General features: G+C 42.6%; 21 protein-coding genes and 1 pseudogene. 20 read left to right on the plus strand and 2 right to left on the minus strand.

All coding sequences use genetic code 11. From position 1 onward, the window contains the following. The first annotated feature begins 11 nt into the window (after positions 1-11). Complete coding sequence (locus DUL71_RS05940) at positions 12-1,940, plus strand: hybrid sensor histidine kinase/response regulator (RefSeq protein WP_114937169.1); 1,929 nt, start codon at positions 12-14, stop codon at positions 1,938-1,940. Here DUL71_RS05940 and DUL71_RS05945 read toward each other — a convergent pair. Then, positions 1,937-2,422 carry a methylated-DNA--[protein]-cysteine S-methyltransferase gene (locus DUL71_RS05945; RefSeq protein ID WP_114937170.1) on the minus strand — a complete coding sequence of 162 codons (486 nt, stop codon included), beginning with the start codon at positions 2,420-2,422 and terminating at the stop codon, positions 1,937-1,939. The two genes, DUL71_RS05940 and DUL71_RS05945, sit on opposite strands and share 4 nt — an antisense overlap. A gap of 94 nt (positions 2,423-2,516) precedes the next feature. On the opposite strand from DUL71_RS05945, the gene DUL71_RS05950 reads away from it, so the two are divergent. The 13 genes and pseudogenes from DUL71_RS05950 (at position 2,517) to DUL71_RS06010 (ending at position 16,300) form a co-directional block, all read left to right on the plus strand. Then, positions 2,517-3,200 (plus strand): heme exporter protein CcmB, encoded by a 684-nt coding sequence (locus tag DUL71_RS05950; RefSeq protein ID WP_114937171.1) that lies wholly within the window; start codon positions 2,517-2,519, stop codon positions 3,198-3,200. 198 nt (positions 3,201-3,398) lie between these two features. After that, positions 3,399-4,640: a hypothetical protein gene (locus DUL71_RS05955; RefSeq protein WP_114937172.1), complete on the plus strand. Its 1,242-nt coding sequence runs from the start codon at positions 3,399-3,401 to the stop codon at positions 4,638-4,640. Positions 4,641-4,651: 11 nt separating this feature from the next. Then, positions 4,652-5,077: a QcrA and Rieske domain-containing protein gene (locus DUL71_RS05960; protein ID WP_114937490.1), complete on the plus strand. Its 426-nt coding sequence runs from the start codon at positions 4,652-4,654 to the stop codon at positions 5,075-5,077. 9 nt (positions 5,078-5,086) lie between these two features. Further along, positions 5,087-6,163, plus strand: coding sequence for an imelysin family protein (locus tag DUL71_RS05965; protein WP_114937173.1), 1,077 nt, complete (start codon positions 5,087-5,089; stop codon positions 6,161-6,163). Positions 6,164-6,171: 8 nt separating this feature from the next. Beyond that, complete coding sequence (locus DUL71_RS05970) at positions 6,172-7,545, plus strand: di-heme oxidoreductase family protein (protein ID WP_208645483.1); 1,374 nt, start codon at positions 6,172-6,174, stop codon at positions 7,543-7,545. 515 nt (positions 7,546-8,060) lie between these two features. After that, positions 8,061-9,245, plus strand: a complete 1,185-nt coding sequence (locus DUL71_RS05975; protein WP_114937174.1) for a carboxypeptidase-like regulatory domain-containing protein — start codon at positions 8,061-8,063, stop codon at positions 9,243-9,245. A 107-nt stretch (positions 9,246-9,352) separates the two neighbouring features. Beyond that, a pseudogene (gene ccsA, locus DUL71_RS05980) lies at positions 9,353-10,036 on the plus strand (cytochrome c biogenesis protein CcsA); the annotation flags it as partial. Between the two features lies 1 nt (position 10,037). Continuing rightward, entirely contained in the window at positions 10,038-10,247 is a 210-nt protein-coding gene (locus DUL71_RS05985; RefSeq protein ID WP_112573621.1) for a CcmD family protein, read from the plus strand. A gap of 152 nt (positions 10,248-10,399) precedes the next feature. Then, positions 10,400-11,836 carry a Glu/Leu/Phe/Val family dehydrogenase gene (locus DUL71_RS05990; RefSeq protein WP_112573619.1) on the plus strand — a complete coding sequence of 479 codons (1,437 nt, stop codon included), beginning with the start codon at positions 10,400-10,402 and terminating at the stop codon, positions 11,834-11,836. 188 nt (positions 11,837-12,024) lie between these two features. Then, positions 12,025-12,477 (plus strand): hypothetical protein, encoded by a 453-nt coding sequence (locus tag DUL71_RS05995; protein WP_154402327.1) that lies wholly within the window; start codon positions 12,025-12,027, stop codon positions 12,475-12,477. A 219-nt stretch (positions 12,478-12,696) separates the two neighbouring features. Further along, positions 12,697-13,107, plus strand: coding sequence for a cytochrome c maturation protein CcmE domain-containing protein (locus DUL71_RS06000; RefSeq protein WP_112573615.1), 411 nt, complete (start codon positions 12,697-12,699; stop codon positions 13,105-13,107). Between the two features lie 9 nt (positions 13,108-13,116). Beyond that, a complete protein-coding gene (gene ccsA / locus DUL71_RS06005) occupies positions 13,117-15,579 on the plus strand; it encodes a cytochrome c biogenesis protein CcsA (RefSeq protein WP_114937177.1) in 2,463 nt (820 codons plus the stop codon). A gap of 10 nt (positions 15,580-15,589) precedes the next feature. Further along, complete coding sequence (locus DUL71_RS06010) at positions 15,590-16,300, plus strand: phytanoyl-CoA dioxygenase family protein (RefSeq protein ID WP_114937178.1); 711 nt, start codon at positions 15,590-15,592, stop codon at positions 16,298-16,300. Between the two features lie 4 nt (positions 16,301-16,304). On the opposite strand, the gene DUL71_RS06015 is transcribed toward DUL71_RS06010, so the two are convergent. Further along, positions 16,305-17,225 (minus strand): alpha/beta fold hydrolase, encoded by a 921-nt coding sequence (locus DUL71_RS06015; protein WP_114937179.1) that lies wholly within the window; start codon positions 17,223-17,225, stop codon positions 16,305-16,307. 81 nt (positions 17,226-17,306) lie between these two features. Between DUL71_RS06015 and DUL71_RS06020 the strand changes: the two genes are divergently transcribed. The 6 genes from DUL71_RS06020 (at position 17,307) to DUL71_RS06045 (ending at position 21,018) form a co-directional block, all read left to right on the plus strand. Further along, positions 17,307-18,089, plus strand: a complete 783-nt coding sequence (locus DUL71_RS06020; protein WP_114937180.1) for a Rossmann-like and DUF2520 domain-containing protein — start codon at positions 17,307-17,309, stop codon at positions 18,087-18,089. A 19-nt stretch (positions 18,090-18,108) separates the two neighbouring features. Continuing rightward, a complete protein-coding gene (locus tag DUL71_RS06025) occupies positions 18,109-18,441 on the plus strand; it encodes a 2Fe-2S iron-sulfur cluster-binding protein (RefSeq protein ID WP_091211301.1) in 333 nt (110 codons plus the stop codon). Positions 18,442-18,531: 90 nt separating this feature from the next. Continuing rightward, complete coding sequence (iscX, locus tag DUL71_RS06030; protein WP_091171429.1) at positions 18,532-18,774, plus strand: Fe-S cluster assembly protein IscX; 243 nt, start codon at positions 18,532-18,534, stop codon at positions 18,772-18,774. Between the two features lie 120 nt (positions 18,775-18,894). Further along, positions 18,895-19,416, plus strand: a complete 522-nt coding sequence (locus DUL71_RS06035; protein WP_112573603.1) for a KdsC family phosphatase — start codon at positions 18,895-18,897, stop codon at positions 19,414-19,416. Positions 19,417-19,561: 145 nt separating this feature from the next. Further along, complete coding sequence (locus DUL71_RS06040) at positions 19,562-20,137, plus strand: Maf family protein (RefSeq protein ID WP_114937181.1); 576 nt, start codon at positions 19,562-19,564, stop codon at positions 20,135-20,137. Positions 20,138-20,343: 206 nt separating this feature from the next. After that, on the plus strand, positions 20,344-21,018 hold the full coding sequence (locus tag DUL71_RS06045; protein ID WP_114937182.1) for a DUF4136 domain-containing protein: 675 nt from the start codon (positions 20,344-20,346) through the stop codon (positions 21,016-21,018). Positions 21,019-21,137 lie beyond the last annotated feature (119 nt).

Here is a 21,137-nt window from a genome sequence, read left to right on the forward strand (position 1 = left end):
ATTAATATTAAATGACCCCTGTTAATATTCTTATAGTTGATGACAGAGAAGAGAACATCATTGCGCTTGAGGCTTTGCTTAAGCGCGATGATATTAAAATATTTTCTACCACATCACCAAATGAAGCCCTCAGGATAGCCTGGGAAACCAATATAGCTATCGCGCTGGTTGATGTTCAAATGCCTGAGATGGATGGTTTTGAGCTGGTTGAAATGCTTAAGTCAAACCCCCGCACCAAAGATATCCTGGTTATTTTTGTTACTGCTATATCAAAAGAGGCCAAATATGCTGTTAAAGGCTTTGGTGCCGGAGCCGTTGATTATTTATATAAGCCGCTTGACCCCTATATTACCTCGGCTAAGGTTGATTCGTTTGTGCAACTGGCCCGCACACAGGCAGAAATCAAGCAAAAGAATGATGAACTGCAGGACTATGCCATTGTTGTAAAAAACTCGGCAGATATCATTACCTCGGTTGATGCGCAAAGCCTTCGCATAGTAAATATAAACCCCACTGTCGAAAAGATAATGGGTTTCAGACCCGAGGAACTTGTTGGTAAAAGTATCGTTGATCTGGCCATTGATGAGCACCGCCCGGCATTTCGCAAAAAACTGGGCGAGATTATTAAGGACAATCTGAGCTATGCAATTTTTGAATTTAAGTTTGAAACTTTTGATAAAAGAGTGATCTGGATAGAATGCCGCGCATCCTACCGGAATAAGATCATCTTTTTGAACATCAGTGATATTTCTCCGCAAAAGAGTTACCAGGAGCAATTGATTAAATCAAAAGAAAATGCCGAGTATAGCAAAAAGGTAAAAGAAACCTTTTTGGCTAATATGAGCCACGAATTGCGCACCCCTGTTAATGGGATTATAGGTATTACCTCTCTTTTACGTAAAACAGGCCTTACCGATCAGCAAAAGGGGATGCTTGATCTGCTGGATACTTCATCTAAATCGTTGTTAGGAGTTATAAACGATGTGTTGGATATCTCGAAGATCGAAGCAGGTAAATTTAGCATTGTTCGTACTGCAAACAACGTTTATGATATCGTAAACTCTGTTTTCAACCTGCTTAAGTTTAAGGCGGATGAGAATAACATCGAGTTTTTGCTTGATATTGAAGAAGAAGTACCGCAATACCTCATGTTGGATTCATTACGTCTGAACCAGATACTGATGAACCTGCTAAGCAATGCCCTTAAGTTTACCGAAAGGGGATATGTGAAGCTTAAGATTACCGTACTTCAAAAACATAATGATAAGGTAAAAATAAAGTTCAGCGTTGAGGATACGGGTATCGGGATACCGGCCGACAGGCTTAACCGGATCTTTGAATCGTTTGAGCAGGCCGAGGAAGACACGGTAAGTAAATATGGCGGTACCGGTTTGGGACTCACCATAGTTAAAAAACTTGCCGAATTAAAAGGCGGCGAACTTACGGTGAGCAGCCAGGTAGGCAGAGGCAGCACTTTTAACTTTGTAAACTGGTATACCATAAGCCTGAAACCTAAAGACAAGCAAACCCCAAAAACTGATAAAGTATTGCCGCCTTTCAATAATGTGCGGGTATTGGTGGCCGAAGATAATATGGTGAATCAGTTTATGCTTTCTAAGATATTGAAGGACTGGAATGTAGAGGTGGAAATGGTGGATAACGGCCGTAAGGTTATTGAAAAGCTTAACAACAAAGATTACGACATTATTTTGATGGATACCCACATGCCCGAAATGAATGGTTACCAGGCAGCTAAAACCATCCGGGTTGATTTTGAGGAGCCTAAACGGAGCATACCTATCATATCGCTGTCGGCGGCAAGTTATGATCATGAACAGCAGGAAGCTTTATCGGCCGGCATGAATGATGTGCTTTCAAAACCATTTCAGCCATATCAGCTGCACGAAAAAATATCGAGATTGTTAAGGGTCGATGCTTAAAAATCAAGTTTGGTTTGCCCAACACCTGATACTTTTGCCTCATGTTCAAGCAGCCATTTTTTGCGCCATACGCCACCGGCATACCCGGTAAGGCTGCCGTCTGAACCTATTACCCGGTGGCAGGGAACAACCACCCATAGGTGATTGCGGCCATTGGCAGATGCTATGGCCCGTATAGCCAAAGGATTATTCATTTGGTTGGATTGTTGCGCGTAGGTAATGGTTGTACCGTAAGGAATACGCAGTAACTCGTCCCAAACTTGTTGCTGAAACTCACTGCCCTGTTGTTTTATCGGAAAGGTAAAATCCTTGCGTGTTCCTGCAAAGTATTCGTTCAACTGGTCGATAGCTGTTTGCAGCAATCCGGTAGGAGCAGGCTCAATATCATATTCCTCATCCCTTATGGATACTGATGCAATGAATCCATCTTCTTCGGTAATACGGGCAATGCCAACCGGTGTACGAAAATAAGCTGTGGGCATGGGTAATTGGTATATTCAATATCAAAATTAAGCTAATTTTTTTAGCCTGTCAAATGCCCGCCGTCACTCGCGGGTAATTATTACATTTGCGGTCATGAAACTTGCTAACGAAACCTGGTATCTGCTTAAAAAAGAAATTTTGCTCGAGTGGCGGTCAAAATATGCTTTTAATGGCGTTTTGCTTTATGTGGTTTCAACAGTTTTTGTTTGTTATATCTCCCTTAATTTAAATCCGGGTTTTTCAAATAGCAGCGGCTATCCTATAGTTTGGAACGTATTGTTCTGGATTATTATGCTGTTTGCGTCGGTAAATGCCATTGCCAAGAGCTTTCTGCAGGAGAGTAAAAGCAGATTGCTCTATTACTATTCCATAGCAAGCCCGCAGGCTATTATCCTATCAAAAACCATCTATAACATTTTGCTGATGGCTTTGCTGAGCACATTGGCTTTAGTGATATACAAGGTGTTTTTTCCTAATATTATTGGCGATCTGCTTTATTACTTCCTTGCGGTGCTGATAGGAAGCGTTAGCTTTTCAACCGTCTTTACCATGATCTCGGCCATTGCCTCTAAAGCAGGTAATAATGGTACTCTGATGGCTATCTTGAGTTTTCCGGTTATCATTCCTGTGATACTGGTGCTTATCAAGTTAAGCAAAAGCGCGATGGATGGGGTAGACCGGAGCTTCTTTTATGGAAACATCGGTGTTTTATGCGCTATCAATGCTATCGTAATAGCCACGGCACTGTTACTCTTCCCTTATTTGTGGCGCGATTAATTATTCTATTGGCAGCTCTTTAATCATTCTGAATTTTTCTGATCCTGTTTTAAGCTAATGTTTCTGGCCGGATATGCTTTTGCTTGCTGCGAGACGGCAAATTTTTGCTCTGTTTTTCACATTTTCTTCTAATTTGATTTTAATTTGGATTAAGTCTAAATTAGTAATTACTTTTGTCGCCGACTTAACCAGATAACAATGCATGCTAAAACCCTTACTTTAGTCATACTTTCTTTTCTTATTTCAGGCACAGCGTTGGCGCAACAGCCCAATAACTCAACTGCCGAAGATTCTTTAAACAACAATACTGTTAAGAGCTCGCTTTTATCAAATACTACCATTGGTGGTTATGGCAATGCTTTTTACCAGTATAATAACAATCACCGTACAGCCAAGGTCGATCTTGAGCGCTTCGTATTGTTTGTTGGTCACAAATTCAGCGATAAGATCTCTTTCTTTTCTGAAACCGAGCTTGAAGACGCCAAAGTGAATGGCGGCGAACCCGGCGGTGAAATTACTATTGAGCAGGCTTACCTGAAGTTTAACCTCAACCCCAATCAATACATCGTTGCGGGTTTGTTTTTACCGAGGATAGGTATCCTGAATGAGAACCACCTGCCAACCACTTTTAATGGTAACGAGCGTAACTATGTTGAAACGCTGGTAATCCCTGCTACCTGGCGCGAATTGGGCGTTGGCTTTTATGGTCGTTTAAATAACTTCCCAATTAACTATTCAATTGGATTGATGAACGGCTTAAGCGCGGGCGGCTTCACACACGGAACGGGTATTGTTGACGGAAGGTTTGAAGGCCGTAACGCTACCGGCACCAACCTTGCAGTTACAGGTGCGCTTCAGTATTATCAAAGTGGTTTTAAAGCCCAGTTATCGGGCTATTATGGTGGTACCGTGGGTCTTCGTAAAACAGAGGCAGATAGTCTTGGCTTAAACTCGGGCGTATTTGGTACCCCGGTTGCCATGGGTGAGGGCGATATCCAGTATAACGGACAAGGCTTTTCAGTAAAAGTATTGGGCACTATCCTTTCAATTAAAGATGCCGACAAGATCAACAGGGCCTATGCCAGCAATACGCCAAAGGCAGCCTACGGAGCCTATGCTGAAATAGGATACGATCTGCTTTACCGCAGCAACTATGGTAAACTTAACGCTCCGCAATTAATTGTTTTTGTGCGTGATGAAAAGCTCGATCTTAATTACCGCATCCCATCAAACGGTATAACCGATCAAACACTTAATCAAAACTTTGTGGTAGCCGGTTTAACTTATCTGCCGCTTCGTAATGTGGTAGTGAAGGGCGATGTACGGTTGGCGCATACCGGTGCACAAAACCCGGCGCTGATAGTGAACCCAAGTCCGGTGGCATTGCCTTACCAAACCAACAATACTTTGATAAACCTGGGTGTTGGATATTCATTTTAAACTTAAACAACATGGATAGAAGAGATTTTGTAAAACAGTCATGCTCGTTATGCCTTGCTGTAGGCGCAGGTATGCTGGTGAGCTCGTTATCAGGTTGTGCTACCCTGCCTGTTTATAAAGCGGCTGTAGCCAACAACACGGTAACTGTTCCGGAAACTATTTTCGGCACAACTAATTTTCAACTGATCCAGCCTAAAAACCAGTATTATAACATCGGTTTAAAAAAGGAGGCTAACGGTACTTATACCGCATTGCTGTTAAAATGCACCCATGCTGATAACCAACTCACGCCTGTTGGCAACAATGGTTATAAATGCGATTTGCATGGCAGCACCTTCAATAATGAAGGCCAGGTAACTGCCGGTCCTGCTGAACGGCCGCTTAAGAAGTACGCAACAGAAGTAATATCAAATCAAATCATAATTCATCTAACTTAATTTTTTACCATGAAAAATACCTTACTTGGTCTGTCATGTGCTGCTATCCTCGCTTTAAGCAGCTGTGGAAAAGATAACAACCCAGGCGGAACCCAGACAACTGCTGTTGATGAGCAGGAAGTAATAACCCAGTTTGTTAGCGTTGTTGGTAATCCAAACTACGTTGATATTCAGGCAAAAGCTACTTTATTAAACACATCAATAACTACGTTTTTAGCAACGCCCACCGATGCTAACCTAACCGCTGCCCGTGTAGCCTGGAAAAACACCCGCCAGCCATGGGAGCAGGCCGAGGGCTTTTTGTTTGGTCCGGTTGAAGATGAAAACTATGATCCAACTATGGATAGCTGGCCTTTGAACAGGACGGATGTGGATGCTTTAATAGGAAGTTCAGACGTTATAACATTGTCTTATGTAGACGGTCTTGATGGTTTCTCCAAAGGTTTCCACGGTATCGAGTACATTATATTTGGCCCGGGTGGTACAAGAAAAGCCGCTGATATCACAGCCCGCCAAAAAGATTATCTGAAGTTTACTTCTCAAAGTTTATTAAATACTACCACTGCACTTATGAATAGCTGGGCAGCTTCGGGTGATAATTATGCAGCCAAAATCACTACTGCCGGAAACGGGAGTACAGCCTTCAAAACACGCAAAGAATTGTTTACTACCATTGTTACTCAAATGGCGGGCATTTGCGAAGAAGTAGGTACCGGTAAAATGGCTGAACCTTTCACCGAAAGGGATTCGACTAAAGATGAGTCATCATACTCGCACAATACTACTACCGATTTCATAAATAATATACAAGGTGTGCTTAATGTTTATACCGCCACTTATAATGGTACCAAAGGCACAACGAGCTTAAGCGCTTTGGTTGCTTCAAAAAACCTGGCTTTAGATACTAAGATCAAAACACAAATACAAACTGCTTTATCGTCAATGGCTTTGATAACCCCAACTTTTGAAAAGGCCATTTATGATAACCGCGATAAAATATCAAACAGTCAAACAGCCCTTGCAACTCTGCAAGCCACACTTGAAGGTGATTTGACAACATTTATACAAACTAATATTAAGGACTAATTTTAAAGGTGAAGAAGTTAAGCGTAATAGGCGCGTTGGTGCTTTTGGTGCTGCTGTTGGCAAAATGTCAGAAAGCGGCTCAAATCTCAGCAGATAGATATGACGAGCGTTTATCTGGCGGTGATGCCACTGTGTTTGATATTACCTCGCATTCATTTGGTAATATGTTCCCCGGACTTTCAGGTTATGATGCCGAAGTTCATAGCCTGGGCGATGCGGCATTCAACAAAATCTTTGTTACCGCGCCTGCGCCCATTAATCCGGGTTTGGGAACCATCTTTAATAATAACTCCTGCATTTCGTGTCACCACAACGATGGGATAGGCTTGCCAACCGCCGGCGAATCAAACTCGTCGCTCCTGGTGCGGATCAGTATTCCTGGTACCGATGAACATGGTGGCCCGCTTGCGGCGCCAGGTTACGGTTTGCAGCTGCAGGATAAAGCTGTTTTTGGTAAAACGCCCGAGTGTAAGGTTAACATTGCATACAATGATGTGATATATAACTTTCCGGATGGCGAAGCCTATGCCTTGCGTACGCCTACTTATACCTTAACAAACCTATATACCGCGCTCTCGGCAGGGTATATGCTATCTCCACGTTTGGCGCCGCCAATGTATGGCTTGGGATTACTGGAAGCTATTCCTGAAAGTACTATCGTTGCCATGGCCGATCCGAACGACGCAAACGGTGACGGCATAAAGGGGCATGCCAATTACGTTTGGGATGTTGCTACACAATCGCGCAAGCTAGGGCGTTTTGGCTGGAAAGCTAACACCGCATCGTTACTTACGCAAGTAGCTGCTGCTTACAATCAGGATATCGGTATTACCAACAATATATTCCCGGTTGAGAATTCCTTTGGTCAATCTCAATATGATGGCCTAAAGGATGATCCCGAATTGGCCGATAGTACATTAAATGCTGTGAGATTTTATGCCGCTACGCTTGCGGTTCCGGCCCGTCGTGATGTTACCGATGCTACCAATAAAAGAGGCGAGTTATTATTTAAACAAGGCAAGTGCGAAAGTTGTCATCGTCAAACCCTTACAACGGGGATAAACGTAGCTTTCAAGCCACTGTCAAACCAGGTGATCCATCCTTACACAGATATGCTGGTACATGATATGGGCCCTGGCCTTGCGGATAATCGTCCCGACTTTTTAGCTAACGGGCAGGAATGGCGTACAGCTCCGCTTTGGGGTTTGGGATTGTTTGAAAAGGTTAATTACCCCGGCTATTACCTTCATGACGGCCGTGCCCGCAGTATTACCGAGGCTATTATGTGGCATGGCGGAGAAGCAGAATCTTCAAAAGTTTTCTTCAGTACCCTATCAAAAGTAGACAGGGACGCTATGCTGAGCTTTCTGAAAAGCTTGTAGTATTATTCTCTATGTTATTCGGAAAGCGGCATGGAATAATTCATGCCGCTTTCTTTTATTAATGTGTATCTGGTTTTGCGTTAGCGATAGGAGCGGGTACCGGCCTGTGGCTAAGGCCTGTGCAGTATGAGCGGATAGCGCGGGCCGAAGGTAACGCCCATATTCAGTTTGCAGTTTAAAGTAAGCAGTTTGCAGTTTAGCTTTTGTTACTTGAACCTCCAACTTGCGCTCGTTTTTAACGAGTGCTTAACGTTGGTTGGCGATTGTATCGCCTGCGCTTACGTTATAAACGTAAGCCCATTGTAAGCACTCGTTAAAAACGAGCGCAAGAAAAAAAAGAATTTATCGAATTACATCTTCCCATTCTGTCTATTCCTTAATTCTTAAAATTCCGGTTCAGATAAATTCCAATCGAGACAAACCCACCGCAACAAAAATTATACAACAACAATTCATTAACCGTTCATAAAAAATGTGTTTTTTAGTAGATTGAAAAAATATCCTAATTTTATTTAATGCGTTTTTATTGGTTTTTGCTTATCGCGTTTATATGCCCGCTCATAGTTTCGGCGCAAACCGGTACTATTACAGGTAAGGTAGTCAGGGCCGATTCTAAAAGCCCGGTAGCCAATGCCAGCGTATTTTTAAATAATGCCACGTACGGCACTTCCACTGCCGAGGACGGTACTTTTACCCTGGCCGGTGTAAAGCCGGGCCAATATCAGTTGGTAGTTACCGGTGTAAGTATTGAAGAGTATTCGACAACTGTATTGGTTGGCCGTGAGCCCGCTAAGCTGAGCATAGAGGTTAATCAGAAGGTATTAATGCTGCGCGAGGTTGTGATCAGCAGCAGTGCCGACTGGAAAAAGAACTACGAGTTGTTCCGCAAGGAATTTGTTGGCGATACCGAAAATGGCAAAGAGTGTAAGGTTACTAATCCACATATCCTTAATATTATTTATCACAGGGGTAAACAACAACTGGAAGCATCAGGCGATGAGTTTCTTGTGGTTGAGAACCTGGCGCTGGGCTATCGTACTAAATTTTTACTAAAAAGTTTTTTGTATGATGCTATAGAGCATACTATATCTTACTCTGGAAGTGCACTGTTTGAAAACCTGCCTGGTAGCGCTGCGCAGAAAAAGCTTTGGAAGCAGAAACGTGAGCAGGCTTATTACGGCTCGGCCCAACATTTTTACCGTTCGCTTTATAAAGGGAAATTAAAAGAAGAAGGCTTTGAGGCGCACGATTTTACGCGGCTGATTAATCCCGAACGACCAGAGGAAGCAGTGTTGGTGCAGAAGATGAAGAAGTATCGGGACGGCCCGCGCGATTCGGCAATGAGGTATTACAATTTATCGAAAATGACTAAATGGTACCGGGAAAACTTGGCGAAGCTGCCTTATCAGGAATTTGAGATTCTGCGTAAAACACCGCAAGATGGGATCTACGCGTTGACTTTTCCGCACTTTTTATACGTTGTATATACCAAACGCGAGGAAACCACCGAGTTTAAGGATGTTTACCATCCGCTGGATATGCCCAACTACGAAACCAGTATCATGACCAAATATTCGGGCTATGTAGCCTTTGATATGAATGGGATTGTGGTATCGAGCCCAAGCCCGTTATATGAAGGTTCATGGTCAAAAGCCAAACTCGGCGATTTACTGCCGGTTGATTATGAGCCGGGGGATTGAATTAGTCGTTGTGTCATTGCATCATTAGGTCATTTTTTTATTTGTGTGAATAATGACTCAGTGACCTGATGACTTAATGACAATGAAATTTCACTACCTTTACCGCACAATTTAATATGAAGTTTATTTATCAAACCTGGTGGAAAGTGGCGGCTGTTTTGCTGGTGCTATCTACCTTTTACACCGGCTTGGTTTTCAAAGCGCCAAGGCTACCAATTATTCACGAAACCATCCGTAATTTGTATTTCCACGTACCAATGTGGATGGGGATGCTTACGGTATTTGTTGTATCGGTTTATTTCAGCATAAAGTATTTGCAGGATGGAAAGGAAGAGCATGACCTTGCCGCTGTTGAATGTGTTAATACCGGGCTGTTATTTTATAGCTTAGGCCTTTTAACAGGTATGCTGTGGGCAAAATATACCTGGGGCGAATTTTGGAGCGGAGACCCTAAACAAAACAGTGCTGCTATCGCATTTTTGCTGTATTGTGCTTACCTGGTACTTCGTAACTCTATTGATGAGGAGCAGAAACGTGCAAAGATCTCGGCCATCTACAACATATTCGCGTTTCCGATCATGATTGTTTTGATATTTGTTTTACCCCGTTTAACAGATTCATTGCACCCGGGCAGCGGTGGTAACCCTGCATTTGGTAAATATGACCTTGATAATGGCATGAAGATAGCCTTTTACCCGGCCATGCTGGGCTGGAGCTTTATTGCACTCTGGATTGCCACTATCCGCTACCGGATCCGTTTAATTGAGTATAAGAAGAACGCTATAAATTAAGATGAAGAAATTAACGCTTTTATTGTTACTGCTTACGTTTTGTACCGCTGTTTTCGCGCAGCAGGGGCAGCAAGTTGAAATGGCAGATGCCCTGCGCCAGTCGGGAAAAATTTACGTAGTTGTGGTAACTATTTCCATAATTTTTGTTGGTTTGGCCCTTTACCTGTTTTCAATAGACCGCAGATTAAAAAAAGTCGAAAACGAAAAGTAGTTCAAATAATATGTTTAAACAATTTAAACATATTATTCGGGACGGTGTTTGATGGTGTATAGGGCACACTAACTAAGAAATATTTGCAATATTGATAAAAATTGTACCAAATTTGCTCACTTTTTTAAGAGATTAATATTTATACAATAGTTATGGCTACGAATATTTTGATTGCCGACCAAGAAACACACTTCTTTAGCGACGTGTGTAAAAACTTCGATCACGCTGCACAATTCACCAAACACGATGCAGGCCTGCTTGATCAAATTAAATCATGTAACAGTGTTTACCGCTTCCGTTTCCCTATCCGTAAAGGAAACAGTTTTGAGGTAATTGACGCATGGCGTGTTGAGCATTCGCACCACCAGTCGCCAACCAAAGGCGGTATCCGTTATAGTGAAATGGTGAACGAGGATGAGGTGATGGCCCTCGCCGCGCTCATGACCTACAAATGCGCCATTGTTAATGTTCCTTTCGGCGGCGCCAAAGGCGGTATCAAAATAAACCCTAAAAACTACACCGTAAGCGAGCTGGAAAACATCACCCGCCGGTACACTGTAGAGTTAATCAAAAAGAACTTTATCGGCCCAAGCATTGATGTGCCTGCCCCGGACTATGGATCGGGCGAGCGTGAAATGAGCTGGATTGCTGATACCTATGCTACCATGAACCCTGGCCAATTGGATGCTATGGGTGCTGTAACTGGTAAGCCTATTGCCCTGCACGGCATTGCCGGCAGGAGGGAAGCTACCGGTCGTGGTGTGGCTATAGCTACCCGCGAGTGTGTGAGCGTTGGAGAGGATATGCAAAAGATTGGCTTGTTGCCGGGCTTATCTGGCAAAAGAGTAATTGTGCAAGGTCTTGGTAATGTAGGCTATTACTCTGCCAAGTTCCTGTCAGAAATGGGTGCTATAATAGTTGGTTTGTGTGAGTTTGAAGGCGCTATTTATAACGAGAACGGTTTAGATATTGAGGCCGTGTTCCAGCATCGTAAGGCAACCGGTTCTATTTTAGGTTACGCTGCCGCAATACAGGAGTTTACCAATACCATGGAAGGTCTTGAGCAGCCATGCGATATCCTGGTGCCTGCCGCCCTTGAAAACCAGATCACCGAAGCTAATATCCGCAATATCCAGGCTAAGATCATTGTTGAGGGCGCAAACGGCCCAACATCACCCGAAGCTGAAGCTATATTTTATGCAAACGGCGGTATCATTGTACCCGATATGTTTGCGAATGCCGGCGGTGTAACCGTATCTTATTTTGAATGGTTAAAGAACCTGAGCCACGTAGCTTTTGGCCGTATGAACCGTAGGTTTGAAGAAAATTCTAATTTGAACCTGGTGAATATGGTTGAGGGGATTACCGGTGTAGCTTTGACCCCAATTCAGCGTTCAACTATTATCAAAGGTGCTTCGGAGTTGGAACTGGTAAATTCAGGTTTGGAAGATACTATGATCCGCTCATATCACGAGATCCGGGAGATATACAAAAGTAATCCTGATATTGGTACCTTGCGTAATGCGGCGATGGTTGGTGCTATCAACAAAATAGCGGTATCTTATCAAAACTTGGGTATCTGGCCATAATTAAGGATTTAATAGTTTTATATATAGCGAGGTGGGTTTGAAAAAGCCCGCCTCGTTTTTGTTTAGATGGTCACGTAAGAATTGAGTTTTGAATAGTTTTCGCATCTTTATTGCGTATACAAGATGATGCTAAAATTAGGAATCAGCAAAAACAAAAAAATAAAGAGCGCCAGTTAAAAACCAAAAGATTGAAAATAGCAGAATCTGCTTTTTGGGGTGTATCGGTTGTATCTTTTTTTTACGCGCTCGACAAACTTGATGACACGTTTGTTAAGCTTTTACCCGTACTGTTTGTATGGGGGCTGTCAGGCTTGATAGTATCTGTTTTTCTTGTTAAGGATATGAAAGTTTTTTGGGCAGGTGTTATTTTCTCGGGAGCAATATTCGTTGCTTTACCATTGCTTTTAAATGATTTTTTTTCTGATAAGGAACAACAGGTTTTTAAGGTTAGCATCAGGCATAAACATCATGAGCACTCGAGAAGCCGGGCATCTGCCGAAGTAGAATTTGGAGGAATTGAGAAGAATGTAACCGCTGTAGACAATAAACAGGTTGATACATCTTCATACATTTTGCTTACGGTAAGCAAAGGGTATTTAGGGTATTATCTTATGAAAGACACCAAATTCGTAAAAGATTAACTTATCCGCGATAGGGATTGCAGCGGATACCGGCCCACGAGCGCAATGCCTGCAGGCGTATGAGCGAAAAGCCCGGGCCGCAGGCATCGCCAAAACACGATGACGCTTTTTGCAATCTATCAAGAATGATTCTAAATAATACATATGTCTTGTAATAAACATTATTCGCTGCACGTTTTGTATTTTTGCAAATCGTTATTTTAATTATATAAACCGCGGATGAAAAAAAGTGCAATTTTTGGTCTTGTTGTTATCGCTGTAGCTATAGCGGTTATCATTAGTGTTTATTCAAGCTCAAGCACCTATGCTACCTTCGCCGAAGCGCAGCAAACCAGCAGCGAACTGCATGTAATAGGTCATTTCAGCAAGGGAAAAGAAATGGTTTATGACGCAACTAAAGATGCCAATTATTTTTCATTTTATATGAAAGATAATAAAGGCGAGGAGCGTAAAGTTGTTTTTACGGGTACCAAACCTGAAGATTTTGAGCGTTCGGAACAACTTGTACTTACCGGCCAGATGGTTGGCAGCGAGTTCCACGCCTCCAAGATCCTGATGAAATGTCCATCCAAATACACACAGGATAAGTTAGAAGTTACAGAAGTAAAGGCTAAGCAAGCCAGCATTTAATCATTTTTGATGAATACAGTTTTTAAGGGCGAACACCTTTTACCGGGACAGATCGGCCAGTTTTTTATTGTTCTTTCGTTTGGTGCAGCCCTGCTGTCATTTATAAGCTATTATTTTGCCACTACTGATGATGCCGGAAAGGCTGATAGCAGCTGGCAACGTTTAGGTCGTTTAGGCTTTTATGTAAACTCTATCGCCATTGTAGGAATGGGTACCTGCCTGTTCTATGTACTTTACAATCATTATTTTGAATATCATTACGCCTGGGCTTATACTTCGCGTTCGTTGCCTGTTTTTTACCTGGTATCAGGTTTCTGGAACGGACAAGAGGGAGGGTTTTTACTTTGGGCTTTTTGGCAGGGCGTTTTAGGTAATATCCTTATTGTTAAAGCCAAATCATGGGAGCGCCCGGTGATGACAGTTGTCGCTTTATCGCAGGTGCTGTTGGCTACCATGGTATTGGGTATCGATATTTTTGGCAAACGTATTGGCAGCTCGCCATTTTTATTATTGCGCAATTCGGGTATTGAAGCACCAATATTTTCGCAGCCAAACTACCTCGATTTTATAAAAGACGGACAAGGCATGAACCCATCACTCCAGAACTACTGGATGGTTATTCACCCGCCAACATTATTCCTGGGTTTTGCATCTATCATTGTTCCATTTGCTTATGCGGTTGCAGGGCTTTGGCAAAAACGTTATAAAGAGTGGGTTCAGCCTGCTATATCATATGCCTTGTTTGGCTCTATGATATTGGGTACGGGTGTTATCATGGGCTCTTTTTGGGCGTACGAGTCGCTAAATTTTGGTGGTTTCTGGGCCTGGGACCCGGTTGAAAACGGTTCTATTTTCCCATGGTTAACTATTGTGGCGGCTTTGCACGTATTGATTGTTTACAAAAACAGCGGTCACTCGTATTTTACAGCTACTTTTTTGGTGCTGATCAGCTTTGTGCTGGTGTGGTACACATCTTTCCTTTCAAGGAGCGGTATCCTGGGCGAAAGCTCGGTACATGCCTTTACCGATTTGGGCATGTTCTGGCAACTGGTTATAGGTATCCTGATATTCCTTGCGCTGTCAATTTTTGTTTTGGTATGGCGATGGAAGGAATTGCCTATCACTAAAAAAGATGAAGAAACTTACTCACGCGAGTTTTGGATGTTTGTGGGGGCTGTGTTTTTAGGCTTGTCATGTTTCCACCTTATTGTGGTAACGTCGGTACCTGTATGGAACGCTATGTTTGGCACCAAGATAGCACCACCTGCCGATGCTGTTAAGCATTATAACGTGATCCAGGCATCGTTTGCATTTGTGATAACATTGCTAACCGGTTTTACACAATTTTTGAAATACAAAAAGACAGATATTACCAGGTTCTTCATCACCACCGGCGTTTACTTCGTTTTCGCGATATTGGTTACCGCGCTTGTTGTTTACTTAACCGGTGTTTACCGCCTCAACTTTGTGTTTAACCTGATGATGTGCGGTTCCGTTTATTCGGTAATTGCTAATGGCAAGGTTTTGGCAGACGCATTTAAAGGTAAATTTAAACTGGCCGGTGCCGCTGTAGCTCACATCGGTTTTGGCCTGCTTTTGGTTGGTTCCATCATTGCAGCTGGTACCAGTAAGATAGTATCCGAAAATGCGAGCGGTGTAGTTAACGTACAGGGCTTTGATGCTAAAGCCGGTAATGCCCGTGAAAATATTATGATCTACAAAAACACCCCGGTAAAAATGGGCGATTATACAGTTACCTACCTTGGCGACTCGATATCATCACCGTACCATTTTTACAGGGTGAATTATAAAAAGGTAGATGCCAGTGGTAAAGTGCTTGAAGAGTTTGTGTTAAAACCAAAAGTACAGGCCAGCCGCGATGCAGGAATGGCTTCATCACCGGATACTAAACATTACCTGTTTAATGACCTTTATACCCACGTTACAGCTATCCCAAGCGAAGGTTTTGCTATGCAGGGCGAAGCTGGGCACGACGAAGGTAACGACGATAAGAACTATGATGAGCCGGTAGCCCATGAGGTTGCCATAGGTGATACTATCAGGTACCGTGATGGCTTTATGATAGTTAAGTCATTAAATAAACAAGCAACAGTTCAAAATATTCCGCTTACTGCCAATGATGTGGCTATAGGTGCCAATATTGAAGTGCATGGCCATGATGGTAAAGTTTATAACGCCGAGCCTGTATTCATGATCAGGGGTGGTAATGTTTTTGATTTTGCCCGTAAGGTTGATGATGCCGGTTTAAAACTGCGTTTTTCGAGGATCAATCCTGAAAATAAAAAAGTAGAGATCACCGTTTATCAGCAGCCGCAAAATAAACGGCCATGGATCGTGATGCGTGCCATCAGCTTCCCGTATATCAACTTCTTCTGGAGTGGTACAATCATTATGGTTATCGGCTTCCTGCTTTCTATCCAAAGGCGTAATAAAGAACTTAAAACCGTTTAACTATTGTTAAATGGATATTGCCAGGCATCAGTATGAAATAGCTCAGCATGGTTTTTCTGTTGTTGAGCATATTTATACTGATGCTGAAGTAAACGAAATCATCTCCACTATTGAGCATGCAGATAAGACTGGTCCGCTGTTCAGGCAAACGGAAGATCTGTTTGCTATAAGACAGTTTCTAAGAGCTGTACCCGAAGTAAACCCACTGATTTTTACAGATAAATTAAAAGCCTGCTTGCAACAACTGTTTGGCGATGGATATTTCGCTGTTAAATCAATTTATTTTGATAAACCCGAAGTATCTAATTGGTTTGTGGCTTGGCACCAGGATTTAACCATTTCGGTTGATAAAAAGTTTAACATTGCCGGTTACGGTCCCTGGACGGTTAAGCATAACCAGTTTGCTGTGCAGCCGCCATTAAATATCCTGCAGAATAATTTTACAATCCGAATTCACCTGGATGATACCGACGAAGGCAACGGTGCCTTGAAGGTGTTACCGGGTTCACATCTTAAGGAAGTCTATCGTCCCGAAAATATCGACTGGCAGCAGGAAACCGAAGTAAGCTGCAACGTACAAGCAGGCGGTATCATGATCATGCGACCGCTGCTTATGCACGCGTCAAACCGCACCTCCAATAATAAAAAGAGGAGGGTAGTACATATTGAGTTTAGCAGGGTTGAACTGCCTGCCGGGATTGGTTGGGCGGAAAGACAATAATCCGCTACCCCTTCAAAAACGAAAGTATCTTAGCATTCACCGTATCGGCTTTTTCAATCATTGGTAAATGTGCTGCGCCATCAACCGGGAAGAAGTCGGTTTTTAATACGCTGCGGATAGAATCACTGAAACGTGGTAATACTGTTTTATCTGCTTTACCCCATATCAATAATACATTTTTACCCGCGCTGTTGAGGCAGATATAGCTTTGTTTGCCATTTTGATTATAGTTATACATGGTTGAAACCAAAGCGTTTCTGAAACCTTTATACCTCATTTGAGGTAAGTATCGTTTTACCCATTCAGGATGCACTTTTGGATAAAGGAAATCGGACGTTTGCCCGTTTGCGCGTTCATCAGAATTTACGGCTTCATTATACAAAGTAAAATACTGCGGTGCTGTAGGCTTTTTTTGCTCATATACCGGATCGACAAGGATTACCTTGTTGATGAGCTCGGGGTGGCTGCAGGTAAAGCTGGTTACTACAGCTCCACCAAAAGATACACCCGCTAAATTTATTTTTCCTGTTAACTTAAGCTCCTTAATAAGCTCAAGCAACTGCGTGTTGTAAAGTTCCTGGTTGTAAGTAACATTTGGCCTGTCCGAATAGCCGCGGCCGTACATATCATAGCGTAATACCCGGTAACCCTTTTTTATCAGAAAATCATACGTTGGATCCCATATATAATAAGGTACGCTGAACCCATGGACAAGTATAACTACTTGGGCACTGTCCGGCCCTTCAAGCTGGTAATGAGTTATCCCCTGGCTTAGTTTGATGAAGCTTCCGGGAACGTTTTTGCGCTCTGCATCGGTTAAGGTTTTGGTTTCTTTATTATTATATCTGTAGAAGCCGTAAAGTATTAATGACGCGGCCCCGACAAGAAATATCACAATAATGATGCTTACTTTAAGTATTTTCATGCGGTAGTAGATGTTGGTTTCTAAAGTACAGAAATATTTATACTACAGATAGTTAAATAATTTATTCATTGTAAAGAATATATGAACATTACTATAATTGGTTCCGGAAACGTTGCTACACACATGGCAGCCGCGTTTAAAAATGCCGGGCACCGCATTGTTCAGGTTTATAGCCGCGATATTCAACACGCTTCATTACTGGCCTATCACGTTGGTGCCGAAGCCATAGATAATCTTGCCGATATCAATTCGGATACCGGATTATTTGTTGTTTCGGTTAAGGATGATGCCATAGCAACAATTGCTGAAGCATTGTCGGCGCATCAAAAGTTAATAGTACATACCTCCGGTTCAACCGAGTTGAGCACTTTACTGGCTTTTACGTCCAATGCAGGCGTTTTTTATCCGCTGCAAACCTTTAGCAAGATAAAGGAGCTCGATTTCAGATCTGTCCCGCTCTGTCTTGAAGCGGCCAACGATACCATCCTTGCAGATTTAAAGCAACTTGCATTTACCATTAGCAATAATGTATATACAGTAAGCTCTGCGCAGCGCAGGATATTACATTTGGCAGCGGTATTTGCTTGTAACTTCCCTAACTATCTATATAGCGTAGCACAGGACTTGCTGGCACAGTATCAACTGGAGTTTGATCTGTTGCGCCCGTTGATTTTGGAGACGGCACAGAAGGTGCTTGAGCAGGAACCGCGCAATGTGCAAACCGGTCCGGCTGTGCGGAATGATGCAGGTACAATGGCTGCTCATATGCAGTTGTTAAGCGATATGCCTATGTTACAGGAAGTTTATACTTTATTAAGTCAGGGTATTATCAAAAACAATAAAGGGCTTACGGCAGACGAGTAATTTTGTTACTTTTGCTTAAATGAACATTTATAAAATAAAGGTCAATTTCGAGGAAAAAGGGCACGAAAGCGTTGAGTTGCCTATTGCCGAGGGAGAATCTGTATTAGACGTATGCCTGGAGAATGGCATAGAACTACAGCACAATTGCGGTGGTGTTTGCGGATGCAGCACCTGCCATGTTTACGTAAACAAAGGGATGGATAACATCCAGGAGATATCCGATAAGGAAGAGGATTTTATTGACAGGGCTGTTAACCCGCGTATCAATTCGCGTTTGGGCTGCCAGTGTGTGATTGTTGATGGCGACATTGAAGTTACCCTGCCTGATCAATCGCAGTTTTTAGGCCACTAATATTTGCTTTGATCCGTTTAAAACAATAAATAAAACGTATAACTTACAGCGTATTAGTGTTACCCCAGTTAGTACGAAAAATCAATAAAAATGAGCGACAATAAATTTGCCTTGCCAATTCATTGGAATGATTATGAAGATATTGCCATTGAACTTTATGAAAAGTTTGGTGACGATTTTGACGAATCAAGAATATACCGGATCCGTTTTACCGAACTGCTGGAGTGGGTATTAAGCCTGCCTAATTTTGCCGGTACCCGTGCCGAATCAAACGAAGGCCATCTTGAGCAGATCCAATCAGCCTGGGTATACGAGTGGCGTGATAATCAATAGTTGGTAGTTTCGAATTAGCAGTTTGCAGGTTTGTAAACGCAAACTTTTAAATCAAAAGGGAATCGGTGAGGTCAACAAGTTATTTGTTAAATCGCCAAAAAAGCTGGAGCAATCATTATAATGGAATCATTCCTGAATAAATTAAAAGATATTACTACCCTCATTTTTGATGTGGATGGCGTTTTAACCGATGGCTCTGTTTTTGTAACAGACACCGGCGAGCAAAGCCGGGCGTTTAACATTAAAGATGGTTACGCGCTGCAATTGGCTGTTAAATGTGGTTATAATGTTTGTGCCATATCGGGCAGCCGCTCAAAAAGCGCTATGTACCGTTTAAATAGCCTGGGGATCCAGGATGTTTACATGGGTACACATACTAAATCTCAAAGATTTAAGATCTATCTTGAAGAAAAAAGCATCATAGCTACCAATGTATTGTACATGGGCGATGATATTCCTGACCTGGAAGTGATGAAACTTGCCGGCTTGCCGGTTTGCCCTGCTGATGCTGTTGAAGAGATCAAAGCCGTTAGTGCCTATGTATCACCGTACGGTGGTGGTAAAGGCTGCGCCCGCGATATTATCGAAAAAGTGCTCAAAGTTCAGGACAAATGGATGAGCAAGCAAGCCTACAGCTGGTAGATCGTAGTTCATAGTTGATAGATCATGGTTCATGGAATTAGCCCAGCATATCAGGGTGACAAACAGTTTTGCTGCTGCTATGATCTATGAACTATTTGCCATGAACTAATCAATCCTGTTACCATCATCTATGAATTAAAAAAATATGCAAAACAACATCCCGCATGTAATTCTCGCATCAAAATCACCAAGGCGGCAGGAGCTGCTCAGGCTTATGGATATTGATTTTAGGGTTGTGCTTAAAGATGTTGATGAATCCTTTCCCGAAGGATTGACCCCGCCTGAGGTTGCCTTACACATCGCCCGTAAAAAAGCAGAGGCCTTTGATGAAACGGTAGGGGATGAGGTTGTGCTTACGGCCGATACCATTGTTTGTATAGATGGGATGATATTGGGCAAGCCCGAAACCCGTGAACATGCTATAGAAATGCTGCAACGGTTATCTGGCAGGGTGCACCAGGTTATTACCGGTGTATGCTTACTATATAAAGGGCGGTATAATAATTTTTACGACCTTACCGAAGTATTCTTCCGCAAGCTTTCGGATGCGGAGATCAGTAATTATGTTGATAAGTATCAGCCTCTTGATAAAGCCGGATCATATGGTATCCAGGAATTAGTTGGCTTGATAGCCATTGAACGCATAGAGGGTTCATATACCAATGTTGTCGGTTTGCCTACCGAAAAGGTTTATGCCCAACTGGTTGCGTTAAATAAATAATTCGATATCGTGCAGGCAGGTTTTCTGCACATCATTTTTCTTCATGATATCTGCATCATTCAGCTTTGTTCGTCGTGACATCTTTGCTAAACATCGTCACTTTTTTATAGGGCAGGTTTTTCCGACATATTTAAATAAATAATTATTTAAATTAAACCTTTATTTCTGGCACAGTCTAACGATTTAAATAAAGGGAGTAATTTGTCATGAAAAAAACTATTAATACAGGGCTGGTGTTACTGCTGGTGGCCACTCTGTCTGCATGCAGCAGCTACAATTATTACACCGCAGCCCGAAACAAAACAGATTTATCCGCTTACCGTACATTTGCCTGGCTACCTCCTGCAACCATGACCAATAAAGCCGGCGCAGTTGTAAAAAAGGAAGTGGCTGATGAAAGAGTTAAGGACGCGGCTATTTCTGCATTAGAAAACAAAGGATTGAAATTTCAGGAAAACAACCCCGATTTAATGGTAAGCTATACCACCGTTACTGGCAGAGGGTTGAAAACTGAGTTTTATTATCCTGCTTACTACGGCGGCTATCCTGGCTTCGGTTTAGGATTTGGCTGGGGTTGGGGCGGTGGCTGGGGCTATCGTCCGTTTTATGGCTATGGTGGCTGGGGCTGGGGATATCCTTATGGTTACGGCTATGGCTACGGTGGTGGCGGTTATGCCCGGGTACCTTACAAAGAGGGTACGCTGATTATTGACATTATGGATGCCAGATCGCGCAAATTAGTATGGCGCGGCTTTGGTGTAGGCGAACTGCACAACCCGCAAAAAACCGTAAAGGAATTACCAAAAGTGGTTAATGGTATTATTGAACAACTGAACCTTAACCAGGTACAGCAACCCCAGGTACCAATGAGAAAGGCTTAAAAAATTGCTGATCAATTTATTGAACTAATGAAAAAATACCTTCTGGCTAAAGTCAGAAGGTATTTTTGTTTATGGGATTGACAGCATGCAACCGTCGAATAAAATGACCGATTTATCCA

The sequence above is a fragment of the Mucilaginibacter endophyticus genome (assembly GCF_003351025.1).
GTDB lineage: Bacteria > Bacteroidota > Bacteroidia > Sphingobacteriales > Sphingobacteriaceae > Mucilaginibacter > Mucilaginibacter endophyticus.

Coding starts and splice junctions, on each gene's coding strand:
- DUL71_RS05940 (WP_114937169.1), top strand. CDS start 12: ATGACCCCTGTTAATATTCTTATAGTTGATGACAGAGAAGAGAACATC.
- DUL71_RS05945 (WP_114937170.1), bottom strand. CDS start 2,422: ATGCCCACAGCTTATTTTCGTACACCGGTTGGCATTGCCCGTATTACC.
- DUL71_RS05950 (WP_114937171.1), top strand. CDS start 2,517: ATGAAACTTGCTAACGAAACCTGGTATCTGCTTAAAAAAGAAATTTTG.
- DUL71_RS05955 (WP_114937172.1), top strand. CDS start 3,399: ATGCATGCTAAAACCCTTACTTTAGTCATACTTTCTTTTCTTATTTCA.
- DUL71_RS05960 (WP_114937490.1), top strand. CDS start 4,652: ATGGATAGAAGAGATTTTGTAAAACAGTCATGCTCGTTATGCCTTGCT.
- DUL71_RS05965 (WP_114937173.1), top strand. CDS start 5,087: ATGAAAAATACCTTACTTGGTCTGTCATGTGCTGCTATCCTCGCTTTA.
- DUL71_RS05975 (WP_114937174.1), top strand. CDS start 8,061: ATGCGTTTTTATTGGTTTTTGCTTATCGCGTTTATATGCCCGCTCATA.
- DUL71_RS05985 (WP_112573621.1), top strand. CDS start 10,038: ATGAAGAAATTAACGCTTTTATTGTTACTGCTTACGTTTTGTACCGCT.
- DUL71_RS05990 (WP_112573619.1), top strand. CDS start 10,400: ATGGCTACGAATATTTTGATTGCCGACCAAGAAACACACTTCTTTAGC.
- DUL71_RS06000 (WP_112573615.1), top strand. CDS start 12,697: ATGAAAAAAAGTGCAATTTTTGGTCTTGTTGTTATCGCTGTAGCTATA.
- ccsA (WP_114937177.1), top strand. CDS start 13,117: ATGAATACAGTTTTTAAGGGCGAACACCTTTTACCGGGACAGATCGGC.
- DUL71_RS06010 (WP_114937178.1), top strand. CDS start 15,590: ATGGATATTGCCAGGCATCAGTATGAAATAGCTCAGCATGGTTTTTCT.
- DUL71_RS06015 (WP_114937179.1), bottom strand. CDS start 17,225: ATGAAAATACTTAAAGTAAGCATCATTATTGTGATATTTCTTGTCGGG.
- DUL71_RS06020 (WP_114937180.1), top strand. CDS start 17,307: ATGAACATTACTATAATTGGTTCCGGAAACGTTGCTACACACATGGCA.
- DUL71_RS06025 (WP_091211301.1), top strand. CDS start 18,109: ATGAACATTTATAAAATAAAGGTCAATTTCGAGGAAAAAGGGCACGAA.
- iscX (WP_091171429.1), top strand. CDS start 18,532: ATGAGCGACAATAAATTTGCCTTGCCAATTCATTGGAATGATTATGAA.
- DUL71_RS06035 (WP_112573603.1), top strand. CDS start 18,895: ATGGAATCATTCCTGAATAAATTAAAAGATATTACTACCCTCATTTTT.
- DUL71_RS06040 (WP_114937181.1), top strand. CDS start 19,562: ATGCAAAACAACATCCCGCATGTAATTCTCGCATCAAAATCACCAAGG.
- DUL71_RS06045 (WP_114937182.1), top strand. CDS start 20,344: ATGAAAAAAACTATTAATACAGGGCTGGTGTTACTGCTGGTGGCCACT.